This window comes from Konateibacter massiliensis, assembly GCF_900184995.1.
GTDB classification, from domain to species: domain Bacteria; phylum Bacillota; class Clostridia; order Lachnospirales; family Lachnospiraceae; genus Lachnotalea; species Lachnotalea massiliensis.
The window spans coordinates 2,057,132-2,078,926 of sequence record NZ_LT860099.1 but is presented as its reverse complement, the minus strand read 5'-3'; the positions used below and the strand labels follow the sequence as shown (position 1 = coordinate 2,078,926).

At 41.7% G+C, this 21,795-nt stretch carries 19 protein-coding genes and 1 other annotated feature; of the genes, 11 read left to right on the top strand and 8 right to left on the bottom strand.

Annotated elements, in window-relative coordinates; all coding sequences use genetic code 11:
- Positions 1-51: 51 nt before the first annotated feature.
- On the bottom strand, positions 52-1,110 hold the full coding sequence (locus CTY48_RS15270) for a M23 family metallopeptidase (protein ID WP_099470191.1): 1,059 nt from the start codon (positions 1,108-1,110) through the stop codon (positions 52-54).
- 84 nt (positions 1,111-1,194) lie between these two features.
- Here CTY48_RS15270 and CTY48_RS19730 point away from each other — a divergent pair, with 84 nt between their 5' ends.
- The 9 genes from CTY48_RS19730 (at position 1,195) to CTY48_RS15230 (ending at position 10,283) form a co-directional block, all read left to right on the top strand.
- Positions 1,195-1,344, top strand: coding sequence for a hypothetical protein (locus CTY48_RS19730; protein ID WP_180272747.1), 150 nt, complete (start codon positions 1,195-1,197; stop codon positions 1,342-1,344).
- Positions 1,331-2,335, top strand: a complete 1,005-nt coding sequence (locus tag CTY48_RS15265; RefSeq protein ID WP_099469322.1) for an ABC transporter ATP-binding protein — start codon at positions 1,331-1,333, stop codon at positions 2,333-2,335. Before CTY48_RS19730 ends, CTY48_RS15265 begins: the two co-directional genes overlap by 14 nt.
- A gap of 1 nt (position 2,336) precedes the next feature.
- Positions 2,337-3,146: an ABC transporter permease gene (locus CTY48_RS15260; protein ID WP_180272746.1), complete on the top strand. Its 810-nt coding sequence runs from the start codon at positions 2,337-2,339 to the stop codon at positions 3,144-3,146.
- Between the two features lie 3 nt (positions 3,147-3,149).
- On the top strand, positions 3,150-3,941 hold the full coding sequence (locus CTY48_RS15255) for an ABC transporter permease (RefSeq protein WP_099469320.1): 792 nt from the start codon (positions 3,150-3,152) through the stop codon (positions 3,939-3,941).
- Positions 3,942-4,039: 98 nt separating this feature from the next.
- On the top strand, positions 4,040-4,744 hold the full coding sequence (locus CTY48_RS15250) for a DNA alkylation repair protein (protein ID WP_236354967.1): 705 nt from the start codon (positions 4,040-4,042) through the stop codon (positions 4,742-4,744).
- Between the two features lie 112 nt (positions 4,745-4,856).
- Positions 4,857-5,135: a binding site (T-box leader), on the top strand.
- Positions 5,136-5,314: 179 nt separating this feature from the next.
- The gene (gene ilvB, locus CTY48_RS15245) at positions 5,315-7,048 is read left to right on the top strand and encodes a biosynthetic-type acetolactate synthase large subunit (protein WP_099469319.1); all 1,734 of its coding nucleotides are present in this window, start codon (positions 5,315-5,317) and stop codon (positions 7,046-7,048) included.
- Positions 7,049-7,061: 13 nt separating this feature from the next.
- Positions 7,062-7,559, top strand: coding sequence for an acetolactate synthase small subunit (gene ilvN, locus CTY48_RS15240; RefSeq protein ID WP_099469318.1), 498 nt, complete (start codon positions 7,062-7,064; stop codon positions 7,557-7,559).
- A gap of 131 nt (positions 7,560-7,690) precedes the next feature.
- Positions 7,691-8,965 (top strand): glycosyl hydrolase family 18 protein, encoded by a 1,275-nt coding sequence (locus tag CTY48_RS15235; protein ID WP_099469317.1) that lies wholly within the window; start codon positions 7,691-7,693, stop codon positions 8,963-8,965.
- Between the two features lie 118 nt (positions 8,966-9,083).
- The gene (locus CTY48_RS15230; RefSeq protein WP_180272745.1) at positions 9,084-10,283 is read left to right on the top strand and encodes a GGDEF domain-containing protein; all 1,200 of its coding nucleotides are present in this window, start codon (positions 9,084-9,086) and stop codon (positions 10,281-10,283) included.
- Between the two features lie 43 nt (positions 10,284-10,326).
- Here the strand turns inward: CTY48_RS15230 and CTY48_RS15225 are convergent, their stop codons facing one another.
- The 6 genes from CTY48_RS15225 to CTY48_RS15200 form a co-directional block, all read right to left on the bottom strand.
- Entirely contained in the window at positions 10,327-11,520 is a 1,194-nt protein-coding gene (locus CTY48_RS15225) for a D-alanine--D-alanine ligase family protein (RefSeq protein ID WP_099469315.1), read from the bottom strand.
- An 18-nt stretch (positions 11,521-11,538) separates the two neighbouring features.
- Positions 11,539-13,107, bottom strand: a complete 1,569-nt coding sequence (locus CTY48_RS15220; RefSeq protein WP_099469314.1) for a Mur ligase family protein — start codon at positions 13,105-13,107, stop codon at positions 11,539-11,541.
- Between the two features lie 3 nt (positions 13,108-13,110).
- Entirely contained in the window at positions 13,111-13,887 is a 777-nt protein-coding gene (locus CTY48_RS15215; protein WP_099469313.1) for an alpha/beta fold hydrolase, read from the bottom strand.
- A 139-nt stretch (positions 13,888-14,026) separates the two neighbouring features.
- A complete protein-coding gene (locus CTY48_RS15210; RefSeq protein WP_099469312.1) occupies positions 14,027-14,761 on the bottom strand; it encodes a lysophospholipid acyltransferase family protein in 735 nt (244 codons plus the stop codon).
- Between the two features lie 173 nt (positions 14,762-14,934).
- Positions 14,935-16,341, bottom strand: coding sequence for a glucuronate isomerase (uxaC, locus tag CTY48_RS15205; protein ID WP_099469311.1), 1,407 nt, complete (start codon positions 16,339-16,341; stop codon positions 14,935-14,937).
- Positions 16,342-16,596: 255 nt separating this feature from the next.
- Positions 16,597-17,598 (bottom strand): LacI family DNA-binding transcriptional regulator, encoded by a 1,002-nt coding sequence (locus CTY48_RS15200; RefSeq protein WP_099469310.1) that lies wholly within the window; start codon positions 17,596-17,598, stop codon positions 16,597-16,599.
- A 215-nt stretch (positions 17,599-17,813) separates the two neighbouring features.
- Between CTY48_RS15200 and CTY48_RS15195 the strand changes: the two genes are divergently transcribed.
- On the top strand, positions 17,814-19,307 hold the full coding sequence (locus CTY48_RS15195) for a tagaturonate reductase (RefSeq protein ID WP_099469309.1): 1,494 nt from the start codon (positions 17,814-17,816) through the stop codon (positions 19,305-19,307).
- 19 nt (positions 19,308-19,326) lie between these two features.
- Entirely contained in the window at positions 19,327-20,808 is a 1,482-nt protein-coding gene (locus tag CTY48_RS15190) for a UxaA family hydrolase (RefSeq protein WP_099469308.1), read from the top strand.
- A gap of 99 nt (positions 20,809-20,907) precedes the next feature.
- Here the strand turns inward: CTY48_RS15190 and CTY48_RS15185 are convergent, their stop codons facing one another.
- Complete coding sequence (locus CTY48_RS15185) at positions 20,908-21,765, bottom strand: helix-turn-helix domain-containing protein (RefSeq protein WP_099469307.1); 858 nt, start codon at positions 21,763-21,765, stop codon at positions 20,908-20,910.
- Positions 21,766-21,795 lie beyond the last annotated feature (30 nt).

Below are 21,795 nucleotides of genomic sequence, written 5' to 3'. Positions count from 1 at the left end.
TGTCCGGATAACACAGAGATATTAAGGGGCTGGCAATGCCAGCCCCTCTTATCACTGCGCGGCTTCTTTTGTATCAACCTCTCGCATATCATAAACCCGGTACCATTCTTTTGTTTCTTCATCTTTTATAGCTTCACTGCGGTTTTGGGCAAGGAAGTTAGCTAAAGCATAGCAGTCAATCCATATTTCATTCGTGGATTCCTTCTGCGATTCATCAAAAATAAGCTGAATCCCAAAGTGAAGATGAGTAACATTGATGTTATTCACATTTTCCGTTGTGCTGTAGCCTGTGTGCCCCATATAGCCGATTACATCTCCGGCAGTTACGGCATCGCCCTCCTTCAGAGCTTTGTTAAACGGAAAGTTCTGCCTTAAGTGTGCATAGTAATAGTAGCGTTTCTTGTCAAAGCTTCGGATGCCGATTCGCCAGCCGCCATATTGGTTCCAGCCGAGTGCTTCCACGTAGCCGGATTCCACTGCAATAATTGGCGTTCCCGTCTGGCCCATCATGTCATGTCCCAAGTGGTTTCTCTTATAACCATAGGAGCGGGATACCCCGAAATCATCATAATCGCTGTAAGGAAATCCCTTTGCAATAGGAGAGAAAACCTTCAAACCATACTTTTTTACCCATACCTTATTGCCTGCACCGTCCTCCTCCTCTATCTCATATTCCCCTACAAATCCACCTAAAATAGCACTGTAAGCTTCATAGTAATAAGAATAGTAGGTCAAGTCTTTCGTCAGTGCCTCCATCGTCGTCTCACCATTTTTAATGCGTTCCGCTACAGACTTCATCTCTGCGACTGCCGATTTTCCAACGGTGCCTCCGCCTTTACAAGCGGCATAGGCTAAAAGCTCAATCCAATTTAACTTTGTTGCCGTTTCATGGGATTCTACATCATACTTATAAGCGGTGTTTAAGGCATTGGAGGTGACATTGAATTCCACCCACTTTATGTAGTCCGTTTTTTGCTTAGGGGCGGTGTCCCTGTTTTGGAAAGGATTGTTTTCAGAGGTGACCTCCGATTGGGATGTCAGAATGGTAGTGATATTATTTTTACATGATAAAATAGCGACGAGCAATAACAAAAATAGAAGCTCGGCCATAAGTCCTTTTTTTATTTTATTCAAACTGATACCTGCTATTGCTTGATTAATATAGTAACAGTGTATGCCTGTATGAGGGGAAAAATGATAAAAATCAGGGAGCAAACACAGGTTGTAAAAATAATTCTAAAGATTAATCTAAACTATTTGACAAATAAGTACCGATATATTAAGATGATTACAATAAAACGAACAAAGGTTCGTTCGGGAGGAAGACAGCATGATAGAGGTTAGTAATTTATCAAAAGAGTTTAAAACAGCAAAGAAATATCCCGGATTTAAGGGGACAGTCAAATCTTTATTTTCCAATGAAACAGTAATCAAAAAGGCAGTTTCCGATGTATCCTTTTCCATCGAGGAGGGCGAGATGGTAGGCTATATCGGGAGCAATGGTGCAGGTAAGTCGACGACGATTAAAATGATGACGGGAATTCTTGTGCCGACCGCCGGAAAATGTATCGTAAACGGAATTGAGCCATACAAAAACCGCACGCAAAATGCAAAGCAGGTTGGCGTTGTGTTCGGACAGCGTACGCAGCTATGGTGGGACCTCCCGCTGACTGAAACATTCACCGTCTTAAAGGAGATTTATCAGGTGACGGAGGAGGACTTTAAGAAGCGAATGGAATTTCTAAATGACGTATTGGGAATTCATGAGTTTGAAAACAATGCGGTGCGGACCCTGTCTCTCGGACAGCGTATGAGAGCGGATTTAGGTGCGGCATTGATACATAATCCGCGCGTACTCTATTTGGACGAGCCGACCATCGGACTAGACGTGGTGGTAAAGGATAAAATTCGCGATGCCATCAAGGAGATGAACCGGAATTTCAAGACGACGGTTATTTTGACAACCCATGATTTGGTTGATATTGAGGAATTGTGCAAGCATATCATTATCATTGATGAGGGTAGAAAAATATACGACGGCTCACTGGAGAACCTGAAGGTGAATTATGGTGCGAAGACGACCTTGGAGCTTGATTTGGCGGAGTCTGAGAAAATAAAAGAAATAGATTTAAACGAGGCATTCTCCCTTGGAAAAGAGAGCCTGTCGGCGGAAGTCTCTGACAATACGCTGAACATCTCTTTTGTGAAGGATAAAATCAGTGTATCAAAGCTGGCGGGTTATGTTATGAACCTTTGTGAGGTCTCAGATATGAGAATTAAAGAGACTGATATCACAAGCATTGTCAAGAAGATTTATATGAATGGGGGTAACTGAAATGTTCAAGCTGAATATCAGAAGTTATGTCCCGTTTGCGGTGAGTGAGATGAAAAGCTTTATGAGTTATCGGATGGCTTTTTTTATCTACCTTTTGAGTGAATTTTTTATGATGATGGTGACTTATTTTTTGTGGAGAGCTATCTATCAGTCCAGTGCAAGCCCGACGCTTGGAGGCTTTAGCTTTGAGGAAATGACGAGCTATGTACTTGTAGGATTTTTCACAAGCGGCATTGTTTTTTCGGTTCCTACCATGCTGATTTCCAGGGAGGTTGCGGACGGCAGCATTGCGATGAATCTGTTAAAACCGATTAGCTATCGGGGAAGAATTCTTGCAATTTCCATCGGAAGCATGATATCATCAGGGCTTATGACCTTGCTGCCGTTTATGATTATATTTATTTTGGACGGCTGGGTGATATGGCCTGGCTTTGAACGGTTTTTGCTGTATTTTGTCAGCGTGCTGCTCAGCTTTTTAAACATGTTTACCTTTGAATTTTGTTTTTCCATACTGGCATTTTATACAACGTACTTTTTCGGGCTTAATATGGCAAGCGATGTGATTATACGGTTCTTTTCAGGAGCCTTGATTCCTCTGACCTTTTTCCCAGAAGCAGTTGCCGATGTGTTTCGGCTCTTACCATTTGCATCCATGAGCTACACGCCGATTATGATTTATTTGGGGAAGATAACAGGCGGAGAAATGTATCGCAGTCTGGCGATACAACTGGTGTGGATTGTTATTTTTTATCTGCTTGGAAGCCTCTTGTGGCAGCATGCGATAAAACGTCTTACGATATTGGGGGGCTGACAGATGGGACGATATCTAAAGCTATATAAAATTTTCTTTTTACAATATATGAAGGGGCTTATGCAGTCTAAAATTGACTTTTTTATCGGCTTTTTCTCCTTCTTTTTAAACCAGATACTTGGAGTGGCATTTCTCTACCTTGTGTTTGAGAAAATACCGGACCTAAACGGCTGGTCCTTCTACCAGCTTATCTTTATCTATGGTTACGCTCAGATACCAAGAGGAATCGACCACTTTGTGACCGACTATCTCTGGCTGTTTGCGAGAAAAACCGTAAAAGAGGGCAGCTTTGACCGATACTTGTTAAGACCGGTCAATCCGCTGTTTCAGGTTATTGTCGAGCGTTGCCAGCCTGACGGGATAGGGGAAATCCTTGTCGGAGTCTTGCTTGTTGCATATTCGGCGGTGAAGCTTGACCTTGCAATCTCTGTGGGAGGAATTCTTTTGTTTTTCATTTCCATCATTGCGGGGGCAATTATTTTTACAGCGGTAAAATTGTTTTTTGCAACAAACGCATTTTTTATGAAAGACAGCTACAGCCTGCTGTATCTGGTTCATAATATGTCTGACTTTGCCAAATATCCGACCTCGATTTATGCAAAGCCGATTCGGATTGTGCTAAGCTACATCATTCCGTTTGCGTTCACCGCATTTATCCCGGCAAGCTTCTTTTTGCAGAAGGGAAATTTGCTTCAGACAATCGGCATGGAGGTATTTGTAGCGGCACTCAGCTTTCTTATCGCTTATCGGTATTTTGCGTTTGGATGTAATAAGTATGAGAGCGCAGGGAATTGACATGGCTGAACTGTTACTTAATATGGTACACAAGTAAAAAAGGAAAGGATGCCTTTTGAGTGCAGGCAAACTTGCAGTGAAAGGATTCGGTATAAAATATGTCAAATAACATTACAAAGAACATGGAAATAAGGAAGGAGCTGCTGCATTTGGCGGAACCTGAGTATCAGGCATTTATCAGCAAGCTCTTGCCGGGAACCGAAAATATTTTAGGCATCCGAATTCCGGCACTTCGAAAGCTTGCAAAGCAGCTTGTCAAAGGAGATTGGAGAGCTTATCTAAATGAGGCGCAGGGAGAGTTTTTTGAGGAAATCATGCTGCAGGGAATGGTAATTGGCTATGCGAATGCCGGTATCGATGAGGTGTTATCCTATGTTTCAGAGTTTGTAGATAAAATTGATAATTGGTCAGTCTGCGATTCGTTTTGCAGCACATTAAAAATAGCGAAGAAGCATCCCAAGGAAATGTGGGACTTTATCCAGCCCTATTTGGCGGATGACAGGGAATATTATATCCGCTTTGGTGTTGTAATGCTCCTCAACTATTATATCAGCGAGGAATATGCGGATGAAGCTTTGCAGGCAATGGATAAAATTAAAAGTGATGCTTACTATGTGAAGATGGGAGTAGCATGGGCGATATCCATGTATTATGTAAACCTGCCAGAGAAAACGATGCCTTATCTGCGTAAGAACCATTTAGATGATTTCACCTATAACAAGACGCTGCAAAAGATTACCGAGTCACTTAAAACGGATCAGAAGACAAAGGAAGAAATACGCGGAATGAGGCGAAAAGTTTAAATGGTAAAGGACAGTCTTACCTCCAATCATAAATTTTTACCTATAAATGAATTAAAAAATATCATTGACAATTAAATTCAGAATGTATATAATCAAGAACAATATCAAAAAAATAAATGCAGTGACGAGGAGGAGTACATACTCACCTAAGTTTCAGAGAGAAGATGGTTGGTGCGAATCTTTATGAGGGAAGTATGGAAGTAGCCTTTGAGCAGTGAACCGAACAAGAGCAATCTTAAGTAGGCTTCAACGTGGTTTCCGACGTTATATGGAAAACGGTATCGATTTGTCTGTACTGATAGTTTCTTTGTCAGCAGCATTTCCGTACTGACAGAGTGCAGAAGAGATTTCTGAATTTAGGTGGTAACACGGATGAATATTCGCCCTAAGCTAATAAACAATAGTAGCTTGGGGCGTTTTTTTATAAAAAAATTCAGATGAATTTTCTTATAAAAAACTATTATGCGCACCTCGCGGAGTGGAAGTTGTTGTTATGCAACCCGCTCGGGCGCACGGAATGTGCTTTAGCACATTCCGTATAGTCTATCAATAAAACAGGAGGCAATCAAAATGAAGAGAAAAGGAACACAGGCATTTGTTGAAGTATTAAAAAGAGAAGGCGTAGACATCTTATTCGGTTATCCGGGCGGCTATGCAATTGATTTGTTTGATGAGCTGTATAAGCAAAAGGACATTGAGGTTATTCTTCCTCGACATGAGCAGGGTTTGATTCATGCGGCAGACGGTTATGCCCGCGCGACAGGAAAAGTAGGGGTATGCCTTGTTACGAGCGGTCCGGGTGCCACTAATTTGGTTACGGGAATTGCAACGGCAAATTATGACAGTATTCCTCTTGTATGCTTCACAGGTCAGGTATCAAAGAACCTGATTGGAAACGATGCCTTTCAGGAGGTTGATATAGTTGGTATTACGAGAAGCATATGCAAATATGCCGTTACGGTTCGAGACAGAAAGGATTTAGCAAGAATTATAAAAGAGGCATTTTTTATCGCAAGAACCGGGAAGCCCGGACCTGTACTGATAGATATTCCAAAGGATATCCAGCTTGCTATGGGGGAAGACGATTTTGAACAGCCGATTTCCATCCGTGGCTACAAGCCAAATACCTCCGTTCATTTGGGGCAGATTAAAAAGGCAATGGAAATGGTTGAGAAGGCGAAAAAGCCCGTATTTTTGATTGGCGGTGGTGTGAAGCTGGCGAGGGCAGAAGCAGAGCTTGCTGATTTGGTTAATAAGCTTCGCATTCCGGTTATCACGACGATTATGGGAAAAGGAGCAATTCCGACTGACCATGAATTTTATGTAGGAAATATCGGACTTCATGGCTCCTATGCCTCCAATATGGCAATCAGCGAATCTGATTTGCTTATCTCAATCGGAACGAGATTTAATGACAGAATTACCGGAAGAATAAGCGGGTTTGCGCCAAATGCATCGATTATTCATGTAGACATTGAGGCTTCTGCCATTTCCAGAAACATTAAGGTAGATATCCCGATTGTGGCGGATGCAAAGCTTGCAATTGGGGCAATGCAGGAGCGTACCGCAAAAATGGAAATACGGGACTGGTCCGAATGGAAGGCTCAAATTGATGCTTGGGAGGAGGAACACAAGATTGCACCTCAAAATCCGGAAGGCTTATCGCCCGACAAAATTATAAATGAAATCAGTGAGCGTTTTAAAGACGGTATCGTAGTAACTGATGTAGGGCAGCATCAGATGTGGACGACACAGTATTTAAAAATGGATGGAACAACAAAGCTTTTGACATCAGGAGGGCTCGGAACAATGGGCTTTGGACTTCCGGCTGCAATTGGAGCGAAGCTTGGCTGTCCGGATAAAAAGGTTGTCTGTATATCAGGAGACGGCGGTATGCAGATGAATATTCAGGAAATGGCGACAGCGATGGCATGTGAGCTTCCGCTTGTTATCTGTATTTTTAACAACAGCTATCTTGGTATGGTAAGAGAAATGCAGCATTTGTATTACGACAGAAGATATGCAAGTACCTGTCTTCGCTGTACGAGAAGCTGTAAGAAAAACTGCTTCGACAAAAACAAAGAATGTCCGCCTTATTCACCTGATTTTGTAAAGCTGGCAGACAGCTATGGGGCAAAGGGCATCCGTGTATTTGAGGAAGAGGATATCAAAAAAGCATTTGATGAGGCGCTTGCAAATCAAGAAGGACCGACGATTATTGAATTTATTATAGAGAGCGATGAGCTGGTACTGCCGATTATACCGGGCGGAAATGCTTTGAACGAAATGATTTTGGAATGTTAAGGAGGGCACTAGGGTGAAAAAAAGATGGATGTCATTATATGTAGAAAATGAAGTTGGTGTATTAGCAAGAGTTTCAGGATTGTTTTCCGGCAAATCTTATAATCTTCACAGTCTGACCGTGGGAGAGACCCAAGATCCTACCGTGTCCAGAATGACCATATGTGTTGACAGTGATGATGCAACCTTTGAGCAGATAAAAAAGCAGCTTAACCGCTTTGTAGAGGTAATTAAGGTTGTGGATTTGACGAATGTGCCGGTGCATATGAAGGAGATCTTGTATCTGAAAATACTGACGGCAAACGAAAAAGAGAGAACCTTTGCCTACCGTATGGGCGAGCTGTTTGAGGCGAAGGTGGCAGATATGGGCAGAACCGGCATTATATTGGAGTGCGTGCAGACCGAGAAGAAAAATGATGAGTTGATTCATATGGCGGCAAAGGAATTTACAAACATTGAGGTAGTGCGCGGCGGAAGCGTAGCAATTGAGTCAATCAGCATTTCAAACCGGTAATAATTTGGTGGAGAACTCATGCTTTTGCGAATAGCTTATCAGCCAAATTATGAATAGCATGGCTGAACTGTCATTCATACATGATAAACCGCATATAATTAGCTAAGGCGCATAATGGCGGGAAAAAAGATTTGATTATTCACGTTGTAAATCAGGGAGAAACAATAAACAGTATAGCAGCACAATATGGAGTTTCGGCAGAGAGACTTATCACGGATAACGGAATAGAGAATGTCAATCGGCTTGTGGTCGGTCAGGCACTCGTCGTGCTCATACCGGAGACGACTCATACCGTGGCGGCAGGCGAGACAATACAGGGAATAGCTGCGCAATATGGAATTGATGAGATTAATTTATTGCAAAACAATCCGGCATTGATTAACAATCGCACGCTAAATGCGGGCGAAGTGCTTGTCATATCTTACGAGGGGGAAAAGCTGAGAGAGGGGCGGTTTAATGGATATGCCTATCCGTTCATCAATATGGAGACCTTGAGAACGGCTCTCACCTATATGACACTGCTGACGATATTCGGTTACGGTTTTACCGAGACAGGAGAACTGATTCCGATTGACGATGAGGTTTTGATAAGAGAGGCGTATGCCTTTAGAGCCTCCCCTATGATGCTTATTTCCTCCATAGATGAAGAGGGAAATTTCAGCAATGAGCACGCGGAAAAGCTGTTCGGCGACCCTGTCGCAAGGGAGACACTTATCACAAATATTATCAATACAATGTATATTAAAGGTTATGTAGGTTTGGATATCGACTTTGAATTTATACGAAGCCGTGAGAACTACATTACCTTTATTGAGGCTGTCACGACAAGACTCCATGCGGAAGGCTTTATTGTAAATGTAGATTTGGCGCCGAAAACGTCCGCCGATCAGCCGGGGCTTATTTATCAGGCACATGACTATGCACGTATCGGTGAGATTGCCGATACCGTTCTTTTGATGACTTACGAATGGGGCTATCTGTATGGACCGCCGATGGCGGTGGCACCGCTTGATCAGGTGCGAAGAGTGGTGGAATATGCAATCACGGAGATAGATGTCAATAAAATTATGCTTGGAATTCCAAACTATGCTTACGATTGGAAACTGCCGTATGTCAGGGGCGAGAGCGAGGCAGTCATCATCGGAAACACAGAGGCAATTGACATTGCAGCAAGGTACAATGCTGTAATCGAATTTGACACAACGGCAATGACACCTTTTTTCTATTATTTTGATGAAGCGGGTGTACAGCATGTCGTATGGTTTGAGGATGCCAGAAGCATTGAGGCAAAATTAAGGCTGATTCAGGAATACAATCTTCTTGGCGGCGGTTACTGGAATCTGATGCGTAAATTTCAGGCAAACTGGTCCGTATTAAATTCTCTCTATATAATAGATAAATTATAATTTCAAGAATTTATGCAAAAAATATACAAATATGTCGAAAAAATATTGAAATTTGGAAAAATTGCTTATATACTATAAGTAGGTCTAAAGTAATGTTTACATGCTTGGGGGATATGCGATGGAGGATGGCAGAAGTTCTAAAATTGGCAATATAATGCCGAATAAGCTTAAAATCCTGTTCTTTCATTATTCAAATAGAAAAGATAGAGAGCATCAGGAAGTAAATGAATATATGATAAAGGATAATATTTCACATATGCTTATTGTGAGCATTATCCTTGTGATTATTTCTGTCACGAAAATTATTTTAAGAGCAAGTCAAATGTGGCGGGGAGATATTGGCATTGTTATGCTTTTTATTACCCTGACTTTCGGGATACTCTGGTATTTTATTCACAACGGCATGATTCAATCGTTAAAAATTCAACAATTTATTTGTATCACTTTTTGGATAAGCATTAATATAGCAGGATTAAGGGAACTATACACAGAAATTCATACCTATCATACAATTGTGTATTATTATTTTCTTATGTTTCTGCTTGCAGGTTTTTATATCGGTGCGTTTACCGAAATGCTTGCCTTTACGCTGCTTAATGCGGCGGTAACGGTAGCTATGCTCGCAGACACATCTTACGCAGAGCTGTATATAAGCAGATACATGGGAATTATCATTATGATTGCATTTACGGCTGTGGCAATTATGACAAGCCGCTATTACCATTATATTGTAGAGAAGAAAGCATTGTTTGCTATCCGAACACTCGGTGAGGTAGACAGGCTGACCAATTTGTTAAACCGCAGAGGATTCGAGGAAAAGCTCTCACAGATATGGGGACAGTGGAGCGACTCTCGAAAAACCGTTCTTGTTGTTATGATTGATATTGACCATTTTAAAAATTACAATGATACCTATGGACATGTAGCAGGGGATCAGTGCCTGAAAGATATTTCAGAGAGCATCTATGATATTGCCGCCAGAAAAACGGAATTTGTTGTGCGTTATGGCGGTGAGGAATTTGTAATTGTTCTGACCGACTATAGTCAGGAGGAAGGAATAGAAATAGCGCTCAATGTTCAGGAGAGAATTGCATCTCTCCATATTAAGGCAGGTGAAATGGCCACCCACCCTGAAGTTACCGTGAGCATGGGCATTGCGGATATGAAAGCAAGTCCCTCCAATTCAATTTATGAGTTAATCGAGAAAGCGGACACCCAGCTTTATTTTTCGAAAAACAACGGCAGAAACAAAATTACAATGAATAGCAGAGAAATAATGGCAGAAAACCTCAGAGCCAGTACATACAATAATTACTAACAAAAGCAAGTGCCCATTTTATGAGCTAAGCTGTAATCAAAGATTACAGCTTAGCTCCTTTCATTCCGCCAAGTTTCACACCGGACAAAATATTTGTGTCAAAGGAGTAGGAAATTTCGCTTAATTCACGATCACGCTTTAAAGCGAGTGTAACCATGCGGTCTAACAGTTCATCATATTTGACTCCGACAGGCTCCCACAGATAGAAGGCTAAGGACCCCGGAATTGTGTTGATTTCGTTTACATAGAGCTGGTCAGTCTCCGTATCAATCATAAAGTCAATTCTGGAAACACCGCTGCAATTCAATACCTGAAAGGTTTTTACCGCCAAGGAGCGGATTTCTTCTCGCTTCTCAGGAGAGAGAGGAGCAGGAAGCTTGCGGGAAAGACTGGTCATGCCCTTTGAGCCGCCTTCTGATTTGGAACTGCCGCTTGATAAATATTTATCTTCATAGCTCAAAATCTCATCGGAGCCTACCGGTTCCTCACACTCAGATGCTTCTGCGCTCTCGTAATCGCCAAGAACGGAGCAGTTGATTTCGCGAAGCTTCGTAATCGCCTTTTCTGCCAATAATTTGCCGGAGAACTGGAATGCATAGTCAAAAGCGGTCTCCAGCTCAGAGCGGTCTTTTGCTACCTTGATACCGACACTGGAGCCAAGATTAACCGGCTTTACGATGACCGGATAACCGATTTTTTCCTCCACTTTATCAAGTGTACTGCCCGGATTTGCATGATAATGCTTCACATCACAGCAGACGCAATCAAGAACCGGAATATCGTTGTCTTTCAGAACAGTTTTCATAACGTATTTATCCATACCGACAGCGGAAGCAGTTACGTCCGGACCTACATACGGAATACATAAGGTGCGGAAAAAGCCCTGTAAGGTTCCGTCTTCCACATTAGTTCCATGTACAATCGGAAAAGCAAGGTCGATGTAGTCAACGACATTGTTTCCGAATTTTTTCATCGGATAGCGAACTAAATTCAGCTTCTTATTTTCATTTACCAATATAATCTTCTGACTCTTTTTCAAAAGAGCCGGTATATCCTTGTATGACTCGATATCACCGATGTTTTCGCCCACATACATCTCGTTATCCTTTGTGATATAGATTGGGATAATATCATATTTTTCCCTGCCAAACGCGTAAACTGCCTGTATGCCTGAAATAATGGATACCTCATGCTCAACGCTCTGACCGCCAAAAAACACACCTACTTTAATTTTCATGCTTCAAATCCTCTTTCCTTAATAATTATCCGGTAAATCATTTTCCAATAATACAATTTTTTGAACACCGTTTGTGTTTAATCTCTCTACAAATGCCAGCGCATCCGTTAAATCCTGTGCAACATAAGTCTGGGATGCCGGATAGTTTGCTTCCTTCAATCCCTGCTGTATCGGTTCGGTCTGCTTTGGACCAACCAAAACGGCATAATCACAAATCTCTGCAATCTGTGTGCCGAATATTTTATTACATTCCTCTTGCTTGCTTCCAAGCTCTACCATACCCGGTGTCACGACAATTTTTACTCCGTCAAAGGTATTTAAGGTGTCTAACGCCGCTTTTGCACCGCTAGGATTGGAATTATACGCATCGTCAATAATAAGTGCATTGTTTCCCTTAACGAGCTGTAAACGGTGCGGAACACTCTCCAAACGTCTCACCTGAATAGCAAGAGCCTCCATTGATATGCCGAGGCTGTATGCCACTGCGATAGCACCTGCAATATTTAAAACATTGTGCTCGCCAATCAGCTTTGTCGAAAATGTCCATTCTTTTCCTGCTTCGTCCTTTAGTTTAAAAGAGGAGCCGGCGCTTGAAGAATGAATATCATAAGGGTGGAAATCAGCTGTTTCGTTATGAACTCCATAGGTGATAATATCGTTGTCAGTCTTATGATTTACAATATATTCATTGTCATAGTTTAAAAATACCTTGCCTCTTTTGCCGACGGAATCGGCAAGTTCAAACTTGGTTTTTATAACATTATCAATTGTCAAAAAGCTCTCCAAATGCTGCGGCCCGATTGAGGTAATCACACCGTGAGTAGGGTGAACGAGATCACAGATTTCTTTGATATCACCAATATTTTTTGCGCCCATCTCGCAGACAAATATCTCATGGGTGGCACGCAGATTTTCTCGAATAGTACGGACAACGCCGAGGGTGGTATTAAAGTTTTTAGGAGTGACAAGTACATTGTATTTGGCAGATAAAAGCTTTTGCAGGAAGAACTTTACACTCGTTTTTCCGTAGCTTCCGGTCACACCGATAACAGTAAGATTTGGCATGTCGTCAATCATTTTTCTTGCTTCATTGATAAAACCGTTGTTGATTGCAGTTTCCATCGGTTTGTTGATTAAGTTGGAAATCAGCACCATGTCGGAGACAAGAAGTCCAAACAGGAAAAATGCCACTTCAAATGCAAATGTATTCGCATGCACAATCACGAAAACAATAAGCAGCAATGCGTACAAAAGATACGCGGTGAGCAGCATACGCTTCACACGCTTTGTGTAAACAAGCGGCTTTTTCGCTTTTGCAGGCTTATTCATAAACGCCATAAAGCAGAATATCAAGATGGCAATAATCATTCCTGTCTTGCCAAGAAAAATAGCAAACAGCATGGCTGCGGCAAATTGCAGGTCAAGCAGTTTGATTTTGAGGGAATTTTCCGGTAATTTCATCCATGCCCTATGTTCCTTCGGCTTATAGGAATTTAACTGGAACATGTGGATGTAATAGAGAAGCAGTACCGTAAATATCCATGTAAAAGCTGCGATGTAGCATAGTAATAAAATAAAATTAAACATTCGTTACTCCTTTATATTTAAAAATGAATCAATTACCTTGTGAACCGTATATGCTTGGTCTAAGAAGACATAGTGTCCAGCGCTTTTTATGGTGACAAGTCCGGCACCCGGAATGTTCTTTTCCATGTACTGTCCGTCAATCAACGGGGTAGCCGTGTCATTCTCACCCCAGATTAAAAGAGTGGAAGGCTTTATATTCGTAAAGTAATGCTCGCCCAGATTTTCATTGACTACCTTCACAAAGGACTGGCGCATAAGCGGCGAAGCAGCGCGGTAATCGGCAGAGCCGCTTTTTGCCTGAAGCTGTTCTAAGGCATCCGGATATAAAAGCTTCACCGGCTTAAGCTGCAAAAACCATTTTCCAAGCTTATACTTGCGAATTTTCAGCTTTTGTCTCATTGTCTTCGGACGTCTGATTCCCGCAGAGCCCATCAGTATAATTTTGTTTATGGTAAAAGGAAGTGAATCGATATTCGCCAGCTTGATAATGCACTCGCCCCCGAAAGAATGCCCGATTAGAACGGCACTCTCGATTTTCATTTCCTTTGTAAACTGAATGATAAAATTGACAAAATCATCGACTTCCCAAGGCATAGGAGGCTCTTCACTTTGTCCGAAGCCCGGCATATCAAGAGCATATACCTTGTAATGCGGGGAAAGATGCTTGATTAACGGGGCAAAGGGCTGAATATTTGAGCCCCAGCCGTGAAGCATCAGGACGGTTTCTCCTTCACCCTCCACGATATAATTTGTTTTTATGTTATTTATCGTAATGTTCAAAACAATTCATTCCTTTCTATACGCAACCTGCTCGAGCGCCAAGTGTGAGCAAAGCTCACGCTTTTCTATATAAGTATATACAATATCAACTCAAATAAAATAGAGAATATTGCTTCCTACCATGTAAAAAGTGCTTTGGTTATAAAAGTGAGTTTTTGTTGCTTAAATAGAGCTCCTGAATCACGCTTTGGGTATGTGCCCCGAGGAATTTGCGGTGTTCCTTGTCAAGCTCCTTTGGATAAATCGGTTTTCCGTATTCCAGAACAACATGCGTACTCTTGATTTTTGGGAAATGATTTTCAAAAACGTCGCGGGTGTTTACCATTGCAAAAGGCACAATTGCGCAGCCTGTTTTGTCTGCCATCTTAAGGCTTCCCTCTTTAAACGGAAGCAGTTCATCCCCTTTGTTTCTCGTTCCTTCCGGAAAAATACAGATTGATATGCCAGAATTAATATACTCAATTCCGGTTAAAATGGTTTTTAAGCCCTCCTTGATATTATCGCGGTCAAGGAATAGGCAGTGGAGATAGCGCATCCACGTGCTTAAAAGCGGAACTTTCTCCATTTCCTTCTTTGCCACATAGCCGGTCAGGTTTGGCGCAAGCGCGTAGGTGATGACAATGTCAAAATAGCTTCTGTGGTTGCCGACATACAGCACGGCTTCATCCTTTGGAATATTCTCGAAGCCCTTTACGGTCAGCTTGACACCGGAGATCTTCATAATAACCTTAAATGCCCATTGAACGATTTTCTGGGAACTTCTATTTTTTAAATCGGGGTTGAATTTGCCGATAATCCATTCTACAAAATGAATCGGGATGCTGAGTATTAAAAAAGAAATTAAAAATATTACAACGAAAAGAAATCGAATCATAATTGCCTCCAAGATTTGGTTTTATAACGGACTTTTCATCCTATAGTTATTCTAGCAATAAACGTGTAAGAAAGCAATTAAAAATTGTCCGGGATGAAACAAAGCAGGACTAAAATCCGTTGCATCGGATAGCAGTCCTGCCTCTATAACAAACATATTAAGAAAAGTTTTAATTAAAGGTCGAAACCGAAATAAGATACCGCATTGTTATAAGAAATATTCTCAACCATTTTGCCAAGTACTTTCTTGTCATCCGGATATTCTCCGTTTTCTACCCAGTTGCCGATTAACTCACAGAGAATTCTTCTGAAATACTCATGTCTTGTGTAAGATAAAAAGCTTCTGGAGTCGGTGAGCATACCGATGAAGTTTCCGAGCAGTCCTAAGTTTGCAAGGGAAATCATCTGGTCGGTCATACCCGTCTTGTGGTCGTTAAACCACCATGCAGAGCCCTGCTGTATCTTTCCGACAGCGGAAGAGTCTTGGAAACAACCAAGAATTGTTCCGATGGAAGCGTTGTCGTTCGGGTTTAAGCTGTAAAGAATTGTCTTTGGCAGCTCATCGGTTGCATTTAAGGCATTTAAGAAATCAGCCATCTCAGCGGACGGAGCAAAGTTATTGATGCAATCAAAGCCTGTATCCGGTCCTAACTGGTTAAAGCGGAACACGTTGTTGTCACGCTTACAGCCGTAATGAAGCTGCATTGCCATGTTGCGCTTGTGGTATTCCTTACCCATAGCAAGCATGAAAGCAGTCTTAAACTGAAGCTCCTCTATTCTTGTAACAGCAGAGCCCGCAGCTCTTTTGGTGAAAATTGCTTCAATTTCTGTCTCGCTTGCAGGCTGGTACATAACATATTCCAGAGCGTGGTCAGTTGCCTTGCAGCCCATGGATGCAAAGAAATCAAGACGGACTACGAGCGATTCAATCAGGGAAGCAAAGCTGTTTACTTTTACGCCGCTTACATCGCTTAATTTAGCCAGATAGTCTAAATAGTCTGGCTTCTCGATATTCATAGCCTTGTCCGGTCTCCATGCCGGAAGCACCTGCACGTCAAAGCTCTTATCCTCTGCGATAGCCTTATGCCATTCCAGAGAGTCAATCGGATCATCTGTGGTACAGATTAATGTTACGTTAGACTGTTTGATGATATTGCGAGCGCTCATGGAAGCATCCTGCAACTTCTCATTGCATAAGTTCCATACTTCCTCTGCGTTTTCTCCGTTTAAATGTCCTGTGTAACCAAAATATCTTTGAAGCTCCAAGTGACTCCAGTGATAAAGCGGATTACCGATTGCTTTTTCAAGGGTCTCTGCCCACTTCTGAAATTTCTCTCTGTCGGAGGCGTCACCTGTGATGTATTTCTCGTCTATGCCGTTTGAGCGCATCTGGCGCCATTTATAGTGGTCTCCTCCAAGCCATACCTGTGTGATATTCTCGAACTTTCTGTCCTCAGCAATCTCCTTCGGATTGATGTGGCAGTGATAGTCCAAAACAGGCATTTTAGCTGCAAAATCATGGTAGAGAGTTTGCGCTGTCTGGGTGGTGAGTATGAAATCCTTGTCCATAAATTGTTTCATTTTAATTTTTCCTCCTATTAATATTGGGAAAGATTGCTTCCCCGTTAATGTTTTGTGCCAGAATAAATGCGGAGCACCTTTTGACACCAATGATACTACGGATTACTACGCACTTTGTGCTCTCGTAATCCTAAAAACATTCGAAATCCGCCCTGTTCGGGCTACTTTCTCATGTTTTGCGGGTCCCAAAGTCATGCTTTTTCATGCAAGCATGAAACGCATGCCCTTTTGACCCTGGTATCACCAAATTTTATATTAAAAGCGTGTTGTATCGCGCTTTAAAATATCGGCTGAAAACATGGTTTTTGCCGGAACGTTGCTGTTTGCAAAGACACGCATCAGTGTGCTGACAGAGTGGATGCATAAGGTTTCCACCTTGTTGTCAATCGTGGTCAGCTCAGGCTCACAGCACTGCGCCATAATGGAATTGTTGTAGCCAATCACGCTGAGCTGCTCCGGTACAGAGATGTTACAAGCCTTCGCATATTTTAATGCCCCTACGGCAAGACTGTCATCAGAAGCTACAATTCCGTCAAATTCCAGTCCCTCTTCCTTGAGCTTGATTAAAAAATCCTTTGTCTCTTGAAGGCTTCCTGAAAATTGCTGCATATATCTCTCATCCAAAGCCATGTCGTGCGCTGCAATAGCAGCCTTATAGCCTTCTAGTTTGCGGATACCGCTGTAGGAAAGAGAGTGATACAGATATAAAACCTTTGTGACGCCAGAGTCAATCAGGGCAGAAACTGCATTGTAGATTGCCTGATAATCGTCACACACCGTACTGTATATGTTTGGTGCGTCCAGAGTACCGTTGAGCAAAATAATCGGAACCTCCTTGGCGGCATCGTAAATATACTTATTATTTTTATCATTGGACTCGATAAAGGTGGAACCAATCAAAATAACCGCATCAATCCGCTTGGAAAGAAGCAGCTTTAAATATTTTTCCTTTGTGTCAGTCTGATAACCGGTGCAGCACAAAATGGAATCATAACCGTTCTGCCTTAATTCCCGCTCCAGATAGTAGATAGCATCGGCAAGATAGGGGTCTGACGAATCGGGACACATAATACCGATTGTCTGCATTGTATTCAGCCCGAGTCCTCTGGCAAAGGCATTCGGGGTATAGCCTATCTCGTCAATGACGGAGAGGACCTTTTGTTTTGTCTTTTCACTTACGCTGGAGCTTCCGTTTAGCACTCTGGAAACAGTGGCAATCGAAACACCGGCGGCTTTTGATACATCATAAATATTCATATGAACCAATCCTTACTAATCTGCATGTTTAATGTAAACGCTTACAATAATTGCTTTTATTATAAAACGAATGCTTTTAAATTACAAGAGAAAATAATATAAAATCATAAGATTTAGTTGACTTAAATTAAAAATAATTGTAAAATATACATAATGTAAGCACTTACAATTTTAAACGTAATCATAACAAGTGAAAGATAGTACGAGGTGAAGAGATGGAATTATTAAACAAGAAAATTTCAAAGGCAGCAGAAAGACCGGTTAAAGTTCTGCAATTTGGTGAAGGTAACTTTTTGAGAGCATTTGTGGATTACATCTTTGATGTGACAAATGAGAAGACAGATTTTAACGGCAGCGTTGTAATTGTAAAACCGATTGAGTTCGGAACTTTGGAGCGTTTTCACAATCAGGAATGTCAGTACACGCTTCAGCTGAGAGGCTTTGAAAACGGAGAGCCGAAGAAGGTAACCCGTATTATCACGTCCGTTGCTGATGCGGTCGCAGCGAAAGAGGACTATGACAAATATGTGGAATATGGCTTGCTTGATACACTTCGTTATGTTGTTTCCAACACAACCGAGGCAGGTATCGTATATGATGAGACAGATGAGTTTGAGCTATGTCCGCCTAAATCTTATCCGGGTAAGCTGACTAAATTATTATATCAGAGATTTGAAAAATTTAACGGCGCGCAGGATAAGGGCTTGATTATTATTCCGTGTGAGCTTATCGCAGACAATGGAATTGAGCTGAAAAAATGTATTTCAAAGCTGATTGAGCAGTGGAAATTAGGCGATGAATTTAAAAACTGGATTGACAGTGCATGTTCCTTCTGTCCTACTTTGGTTGACCGTATCGTGCCGGGCTATCCAAGAGAGGAAGCAGAAGAGTTATGCAAGGAATTCGGCTATGAGGATCAGTTGATTGTAACAGCAGAAACCTTCGGACTTTGGGTAATTGAAAGCGATAAAAATCTTTCTCTTGATCAGCTTCGTGCAGAGCTTCCGTTTGAGAAGGCAGGATTAAATGTGGTATTCACAGAAGACCATCACCCATATAAGGAGAGAAAGGTAAGAATTTTGAACGGTTCCCATACCTCCTTTGTACTTGCTTCCTATCTTGCGGGAAATGATATTGTAAAAGAGTCAATGGACGACAAGACAATGCGTAAATATATGGAAGAAACTTTATTTGACGAGGTAATTCCTACGCTGTCACTTGCAGAAGAAGATTGCAAAGAATTTGCGGATGCGGTAATAGAGCGTTTCCAAAATCCTTTTGTAAAACATAAATTACTTGACATTTCTTTAAATTCCGTTTCCAAATGGGAAGCACGCTGTATGCCTTCTTTCCTTGGTTATGTGGAGAAATTCGGAAAGCTTCCGAAATATTTGACATTTTCTATTGCAGCGCTTATGAGCTTCTATGCTACAACAGAAGAAGGAGAAGTAAACGGCGGTGTATGCTTAGTAGGTGACAGAGACGGTGAAAAATATTTTATCCGTGACGATAAATTTGTACTTGATTTCTTTAAGGAAAACGCAGCAAAATCACCGGAGGAATTTGCAAAAGCATATCTTAGTAATACAAAATTCTTCGGCGGTGAGGATTTATCAAAGGTTGACGGTTTGGTAGATGCAATTGCAAGCCACATTGCGGACATCAGAGCAAGAGGAATGAAAGCGGTTGTGGAAGATTTAGCAAAATAGGAAAAGGAGGAGATTCGTTATGCAGGAATTTATAAAAATTAATCCAAGTGACAGTGTAGCGGTTGCTCTGAAGCCACTTTCCGAAGGAAGTGTTTTGGATGTTGCCGGACAGAAGGTAACTCTTTTGGAAGATGTTATGCAGGGACACAAATTCGCTCTCAAGGATATTGCAGAGAATGAACCGGTTATAAAATATGGTGCCAGAATTGGCTTTGCAAAGGAAGCCATCAAGGAAGGCGCCTGGATTCATACCCACAATGTAAAAACGGCACTCGGAGATGTGCTGGAATACACTTACCAACCTCAGTTGGTAGAGGAAGCAAAGACAGAAGAGGCATTTTTTGAAGGTTACAGAAGAGCAGACGGAAAAGTCGGTGTCCGCAATGAAATCTGGATTATTCCGACGGTAGGCTGTGTCAACAATGTTGCTACCTCCATCGAGAAAAGAGCACAGAAGCTTGTGCAGGGAACGGTGGAAGAAATTGTGGCATTCCCCCATCCTTACGGCTGCTCCCAGATGGGTGACGATCAGGAAAATACAAGAAAAATCTTGGCAGATTTAATCAACCATCCGAATGCAGGCGGTGTTTTGGTGCTTGGACTTGGCTGTGAGAACAGTGGCGTTGATATACTGAAGGAATACATCGGAGAATACGACGAGAAACGTGTCAAATTCCTCGTATCCCAGGAAAGCGAAGATGAAATCGAGGATTCACTTATATTGATCGAGGAGCTTGCCTCCTATGTATCTCAGTTTAAGAGAGAGAAAATCAGTGCAAAAGAGCTTGTGGTTGGTATGAAGTGCGGAGGCTCGGACGGACTTTCCGGAATTACGGCAAACCCTACAGTAGGAGCATTTTCTGATATCCTTATCTCTAAGGGCGGAACGACAATTCTGACAGAGGTACCGGAGATGTTCGGGGCTGAGACAATTTTGATGAACCGTTGTGCGAATGAGGAATTGTTCCACCAGACCGTGGATTTGATTAACAACTTTAAGAATTATTTTACAAGTCATAACCAGACCATCTATGAGAACCCATCACCGGGAAACAAGAAGGGTGGTATCTCCACCTTGGAGGATAAGTCCCTCGGCTGTACCCAGAAGTCAGGAAGCGCTTTGATTAAGGGTGTTTTGGAATATGGCGAGACAGTGAAGGAAAAGGGCTTAAACCTGTTAAGTGCTCCGGGAAATGATTTGGTAGCAGCGACGGCACTCGGTGCATCAGGCGCTCACATCGTGTTATTTACAACGGGAAGAGGAACTCCGTTTGCATCACCGGTTCCGACGGTAAAAATATCAAGCAACTCAGCTCTTGCAGACAAAAAAGGCAACTGGATTGACTTTAATGCGGGAGAGCTTATAGAAGGAAAAGATATGAGCCAGTTATCCCAGGAATTGTTTGACTACGTTCTTGCCGTTGCTTCCGGCAAAAAGGTAAGGGCGGAAGAGGCAGGTTTCCATGATATGGCGATATTTAAGCAGGGTGTTACCTTGTAAGAAAATATAGATGTTTTCTATATAACAAAAGCTATGATACAAGCAGCCTTCTATTTGAAGGGGGGCTTGTATCATAGCTTTTTTTTGTGTGATAGGAAATCACATTGTGTACTTTTTCCTGAAATCTCTGGGAGATAAGCGATAAGCTTTTTTAAATACTTCGCTGAAATAGGAGGAGTTTTCAAAACCACATCTTTCAGCGACTTCTTGTATCGTAAATTTTGTTTCCACTAAAAATTTTCTTGCCATATCTAATCTTACTTTACTCATGTACTCACCGGGCGTCATATCCATTACCTGAGTAAATATCTTATGAAAGTAATTCGGACTTAGCTCGACAAGATTTGATAAAGTTTTTAATTCAATTTTGGACGAATAATTATTTTGAATATAGTTTATCACTTTTTTTAACTTCACATAATAAGGCGATTCTGCTTGTACTGCCCTATTGGATAATTCGATTGTCCAAAAATAAAGGTTATAGACTAACTGAAGCAAATAAGACTTTATCAGCAAAGGCGAGGCATATGCTGCATTGACGTGTTCATTTAATATATTGTGAAATAATTGCTGGTAGGCTTCCCTTGGTTCAAGGTGGCAGACAGGAGAAATACTATCCAAAACGGGTGTGACAGATAATCCATGACGCTCTGGAGCGGGATTGAAATCTTTTGTATCATCGAAAAAAACTAATATGCTTCTGAGCGGTGCGATACCATATGTTATTTGACCGGGTTTTTTAAAAACAATATCCCCCGCCACGACCGGAACAAGCTTATTGTCAAGGAAAATGGTCCCCTCTGATTCCAAAATAAGTTCAAACTCGTAATGATGAACGGTTCGTTGCTTTAATCTACTGCCTTTTTTTATAGAAGGTGAGCTTATATACATTCTGCAATCCACCAAATCAGGATTAAAATCTTTAGGTGATATTTCTTTTCTTATTAAATAATCCATATAATGACCTTCCCATTTATCCAAATACTT

Bases quoted from the DNA above. Each gene is read 5' to 3' on its own strand.
- CTY48_RS15270 (WP_099470191.1), bottom strand. From the start codon at position 1,110: ATGGCCGAGCTTCTATTTTTGTTATTGCTCGTCGCTATTTTATCATGT.
- CTY48_RS19730 (WP_180272747.1), top strand. From the start codon at position 1,195: ATGATAAAAATCAGGGAGCAAACACAGGTTGTAAAAATAATTCTAAAG.
- CTY48_RS15265 (WP_099469322.1), top strand. From the start codon at position 1,331: ATGATAGAGGTTAGTAATTTATCAAAAGAGTTTAAAACAGCAAAGAAA.
- CTY48_RS15260 (WP_180272746.1), top strand. From the start codon at position 2,337: ATGTTCAAGCTGAATATCAGAAGTTATGTCCCGTTTGCGGTGAGTGAG.
- CTY48_RS15255 (WP_099469320.1), top strand. From the start codon at position 3,150: ATGGGACGATATCTAAAGCTATATAAAATTTTCTTTTTACAATATATG.
- CTY48_RS15250 (WP_236354967.1), top strand. From the start codon at position 4,040: ATGTCAAATAACATTACAAAGAACATGGAAATAAGGAAGGAGCTGCTG.
- ilvB (WP_099469319.1), top strand. From the start codon at position 5,315: ATGAAGAGAAAAGGAACACAGGCATTTGTTGAAGTATTAAAAAGAGAA.
- CTY48_RS15230 (WP_180272745.1), top strand. From the start codon at position 9,084: ATGGAGGATGGCAGAAGTTCTAAAATTGGCAATATAATGCCGAATAAG.
- CTY48_RS15225 (WP_099469315.1), bottom strand. From the start codon at position 11,520: ATGAAAATTAAAGTAGGTGTGTTTTTTGGCGGTCAGAGCGTTGAGCAT.
- CTY48_RS15220 (WP_099469314.1), bottom strand. From the start codon at position 13,107: ATGTTTAATTTTATTTTATTACTATGCTACATCGCAGCTTTTACATGG.
- CTY48_RS15210 (WP_099469312.1), bottom strand. From the start codon at position 14,761: ATGATTCGATTTCTTTTCGTTGTAATATTTTTAATTTCTTTTTTAATA.
- uxaC (WP_099469311.1), bottom strand. From the start codon at position 16,341: ATGAAACAATTTATGGACAAGGATTTCATACTCACCACCCAGACAGCG.
- CTY48_RS15200 (WP_099469310.1), bottom strand. From the start codon at position 17,598: ATGAATATTTATGATGTATCAAAAGCCGCCGGTGTTTCGATTGCCACT.
- CTY48_RS15195 (WP_099469309.1), top strand. From the start codon at position 17,814: ATGGAATTATTAAACAAGAAAATTTCAAAGGCAGCAGAAAGACCGGTT.
- CTY48_RS15190 (WP_099469308.1), top strand. From the start codon at position 19,327: ATGCAGGAATTTATAAAAATTAATCCAAGTGACAGTGTAGCGGTTGCT.
- CTY48_RS15185 (WP_099469307.1), bottom strand. From the start codon at position 21,765: ATGGATTATTTAATAAGAAAAGAAATATCACCTAAAGATTTTAATCCT.